Raw genomic sequence first — 3,915 nt, 5'->3', positions numbered from 1 at the left:
TGACTCTAACGAGGAGCCGCCGAATTTCATAACGATCACTGGATTGACCCTCGACTTGAGGTTAGATCGGGAAGCGTGAAAGTGGCCTGAAGGATCCGGAAAGAATCGATAAAAAATCGATACGGAATTTGAATGAGTGCTATTTGAGATTCTTTGGGACCCGGAGGCTCAGAAAACGCCGCGGAGGAATCGGACCGTAACTCCCTCCGCCACCCGATGCGGGAGCGACGGCTGACCATGCGGTCGACAAACTCCAACCCCTAAGAAATCGTGCGAAGGATTGTCTCGATCTAAGATCAAGGGCGGCACGAACCGGGCGCGTGGCATAGCCCCAGGGAATGAATCATCTCTTCAACGACGGTGTCGCCGTCGACCTCGGACAATCGGGGCGTGTTAAACTAACCGGTTGAAAACAACATCATTAAGCCCGATTTTCAGCGGGTTTCTTCCGGGAGTCCTGACCCATGTCCGGCCATTCTAAATGGGCAACCATCAAGCACAAAAAGGCTGCCACTGACGCGAAGCGCGGCAAGATCTTCACCCGCATCATCAAAGAGATCATGATCGCGGCGCGATCCGGCGGCGATCCCGACGGCAATCCACGGCTGCGCACCGCCATAGCTGCGGCCAAAGGTGTGTCGATGCCGAACGACAACATCAAAAAGGCGATCATGCGCGGGACGGGCGAACTCGAAGGCGGCCAGATCGACGAGATCATGTTCGAAGGCTATGGACCCGGCGGCGCCGCGGTGATCGTAAACGTCGCGACCGACAACCGGAACCGCACCGTGAGCGAGATCCGGCATATGTTCTCCAAAAACGGCGGGAATCTGGGCGAGCAAGGCAGCGTCGCCTGGATGTTCGAGCGCAAGAGCCAGATCATTATCGAGAAGGATAAAGCTTCGGAAGAACAGCTGATGAACCTGTTGTTGGACGCGGGCGCGGATGACATCCGGGACAACGACGACAACTGGGAAGTGCTGGGCGCGCCGGAGAATCACAACGCGATGGTTGAGACGCTGGAGAAGGCGGGCATCCCGACGGAATCGGCTGAGATCGCGATGGTTCCGAAGAACCTGCTCACTCTCGAAGGCAAGAACGCATCGGGGATGATGCGTCTGAGCGATGCCCTGGAAGAACATGATGACGTGCAGAGCGTCTATTCGAATTTCGACGTCGACGAGAAGGAAGTCGAAGCGCTCGCGTAGCCGGTAAAGAGCCGGATGAGAGTTCTCGGCATCGATTGCGGCAGTGAGCGCACCGGGTACGGCGCGATCGAGAGCGACGGCCGCACGCACCGGCTGCTGGGAACCGGCACGGTCGTTACCTCGCCGAAGCGGCCATTTGAAGTGCGATTGCTGGAGATTGCGCGCGCTCTGCGGGCGTCCATCTTGGAGTACCGGCCGGACGTCGTCGCGATCGAAGAAGTATTCTACGCGGTAAATGTGAAAACGGCGTTGAAGCTATCGCATGTGCGCGGCGTAGCTTTGCTCGCCGTCGCGGAAGCCGGGGTGCCGCTGGCCGAATATTCGCCGCTCGAAGTAAAGAGCAGCGTGGTAGGTTTCGGGCGGGCCGAGAAGCATCAGGTACAAATGATGGTAGCTTCGCTGCTGCGGCTCGACGCGATTGTCGATTCGAAAGATGCGAGCGATGCTCTGGCGATCGCGATCTGTCACGCGAACCGCATGGTGATAGCGGCGGCCGTTCGATGATTCCCCTCTTGTCTTCGACAGTGCTGCTCTTGGCGTTATTCGCCGATTCCCAGATTTCGTTTAAGAAAGTATTCCCGGCGAGCGATCCGCCTTATGTAGGCATCACCGTAACTGAGAGCGGCGCGGGAGAGTACCGGAGCGATCCGAAAGACGAACAGCCCGTGTTATTCCAGCTAAGTCCGGCGGAGCGCGAACAGTTATTTGCGTTAGCCGCGAAGGTAGATTTGAAACAGAACCTGGAATCGCCCGCGAAGGTCGCGAACATGGGGATGAAGACCATACGCGTCGAGCGCGACGGCAAAGCGGCTGAGGCGAAGTGGAACTATACCGACAATGCGGACGCGCGCGCGTTGGGGGACTTCTTCGAACGGATTTCGGAAAGTGAACAGCGCTTTCTGGAACTGGAGCGCACGGCGAAGTACGAGAAGATCGGAGTGAATGAGGCGCTGCTGAACTTACAGGCGGATTGGGAGCGGAAGCAGTTAGTAGCCGTCTCGCAGTACCTGCCGCTACTGGACCGCATCACACGTGGAGAGAGTTACCTTTCGATGGCGCGTAAGAGGGCCGCGGCGCTTGCCGAGACGTTCCGGCTGGAGCAGGATGCGAAGCCGGCTGCGTCGCCGGATCCTTCGAAATGAAATGGTTTGCGCTGTTATTGGCGGCAGGCATGTTGAGCGCTATGTTGCGAGGGCAGCAACCGGGCCAGCCGCCGCCCGTTCCGCCCCCCGTGAATTCCGCTTCTCCGGCTGCTTCGGAAACCGAGGCGTTACAGCGGAGCTTAGGTGAAGCGGGCAATAGCCCAAAGGATTACATCCGCGTACTCGAAGCGCACTTAGCGAAGTATCCGAACACGGCGAAGCGCGCCGAGATCGAGAAAACGCTAGCGCAGGCCGCCGCTGAGGCACATGATGATGACCGGATCATCAAGTACGGAGAACGGCAGTTACAGCGGGATCCGGCGGATATCGTCTTCCTGGACCGGGTACCGCGCGCCTATCTGAACAAGGACGATCCCGACTCGGCGCGGAAAGCCTTGGCCTGGACGGATAAGTTCGCGCAGGCAGTGGATAAGCTGCGCGGTACGCCTCCTCCAGGCCGGATGAGCGCCGCGCAGTGGCTGCGCGATCTGGACCAGGCGGGAGGGCGTGCGCTGGTGTTGAAGGCGCGCGCGACGGGCAAGCTGGGAGATAGTGCGGCCGCGGCGAGGTTGGCGAAGCAAAGTTTCGACTTATATCCGACGGCGGAGTCTGCGCGCGAAGAAGGTAAGTGGCTGGCTGCCATGGGCGATCTGCAAGACGCGATTGACCGGTACGCGGATGCCTTCACCATTGAAGATCCGCGGAATAACGAACAGGATCGAAGCAAAGATCGCAGGCGGCTGGGCGAACTCTATGTGAAAGCGACCGGTTCGGAGCGCGGACTGGGTGATCGAATTTTGGCTTCTTATGACCGGATGAGCGCTATCATGACCGCGCGGCTAGCCCAGTTGAAGAGTAAAGATCCGAATGCCGAAGCAGGCAGCATCCTTGATTTTACTTTGCCTTCGCCGAACGGTAACCCGCTCCCGTTGACTTCATTGAAGGGCAAGACTATCGTGTTCGATTTCTGGGCGACGTGGTGCGTACCGTGCAGGGCGCAGCGGCCGCTGTATGAGGATGTGGAGCAAAAGTTCAGCGCGGATAAAGATGTGGTCTTTGTCTCCGTAAATACGGACGAAGACCGGGCGCAAGTAGCGCCGTTTCTGAAACAGCAGAACTGGAAGAATACGGTGTACTATGATGCCGGATTGGCGGACTTCGTAAAAGTAACTTCGATTCCGACCACGCTGATTGTGGACCGTTCAGGGCAGATCGCAAGCCGGATGAACGGCTTCATTCCCGAGCGATTTGTGGATTTGCTGACGCAGCGAATCGAAGAGACGCGGCACTGAGCATAGTAGCCCCCAATAGTAACCGCTCCGTTACCGTCGCGGCTCGGTAACGTGCTGTATCTACTCGGTAACGTACCGAATCTACTGAGCCGCGCGCGTGAGCAAGCGGTGTTTTTCGACTGCTACCACCAGGCCTTACTCCGGAATCATCCCGATCGTCTTCAACCACGTTTCTACCAGGTCCGGCCATCCGGTAATCGGAAACTTAGTGCGCCGTAGTCCGAACGCGTGGCGGCCCTGCGCATACAAGTGCATCTCGACGGGCGCCTTGGC

Annotated in this window: 4 protein-coding genes and 1 pseudogene; 4 read left to right on the top strand and 1 reads right to left on the bottom strand. The window is 58.3% G+C overall.

The features are described from left to right. Positions 1–464: 464 nt before the first annotated feature. Genes H1Y01_RS07765 through H1Y01_RS07750 form a run of 4 tightly spaced genes read left to right on the top strand, consistent with a single transcriptional unit; the run spans position 465 to position 3,642 of the window. Positions 465–1,208: a YebC/PmpR family DNA-binding transcriptional regulator gene (locus H1Y01_RS07765; protein ID WP_180539872.1), complete on the top strand. Its 744-nt coding sequence runs from the start codon at positions 465–467 to the stop codon at positions 1,206–1,208. 15 nt (positions 1,209–1,223) lie between these two features. Next, on the top strand, positions 1,224–1,712 hold the full coding sequence (ruvC, locus tag H1Y01_RS07760) for a crossover junction endodeoxyribonuclease RuvC (RefSeq protein WP_180539871.1): 489 nt from the start codon (positions 1,224–1,226) through the stop codon (positions 1,710–1,712). 8 nt (positions 1,713–1,720) lie between these two features. Further along, complete coding sequence (locus H1Y01_RS07755; RefSeq protein ID WP_180539870.1) at positions 1,721–2,350, top strand: hypothetical protein; 630 nt, start codon at positions 1,721–1,723, stop codon at positions 2,348–2,350. Then, a complete protein-coding gene (locus H1Y01_RS07750) occupies positions 2,347–3,642 on the top strand; it encodes a TlpA disulfide reductase family protein (RefSeq protein WP_180539869.1) in 1,296 nt (431 codons plus the stop codon). Before H1Y01_RS07755 ends, H1Y01_RS07750 begins: the two co-directional genes overlap by 4 nt. A 135-nt stretch (positions 3,643–3,777) precedes the next feature. Here H1Y01_RS07750 and H1Y01_RS19970 read toward each other — a convergent pair. Further along, a pseudogene (locus H1Y01_RS19970) lies at positions 3,778–3,915 on the bottom strand (alpha/beta hydrolase); the annotation flags it as partial.

This window comes from Nevskia soli (genome assembly GCF_903970205.1).
Classification (GTDB): domain Bacteria; phylum Acidobacteriota; class Terriglobia; order Bryobacterales; family Bryobacteraceae; genus Bog-113.
The sequence above is the reverse complement of the archived record's forward strand: the minus strand, read 5'-3'. Positions and strand labels throughout refer to the sequence as shown.

Bases quoted from the DNA above. Each gene is read 5' to 3' on its own strand.
- ruvC (WP_180539871.1), top strand. From the start codon at position 1,224: ATGAGAGTTCTCGGCATCGATTGCGGCAGTGAGCGCACCGGGTACGGC.
- H1Y01_RS07750 (WP_180539869.1), top strand. From the start codon at position 2,347: ATGAAATGGTTTGCGCTGTTATTGGCGGCAGGCATGTTGAGCGCTATG.
- H1Y01_RS07765 (WP_180539872.1), top strand. From the start codon at position 465: ATGTCCGGCCATTCTAAATGGGCAACCATCAAGCACAAAAAGGCTGCC.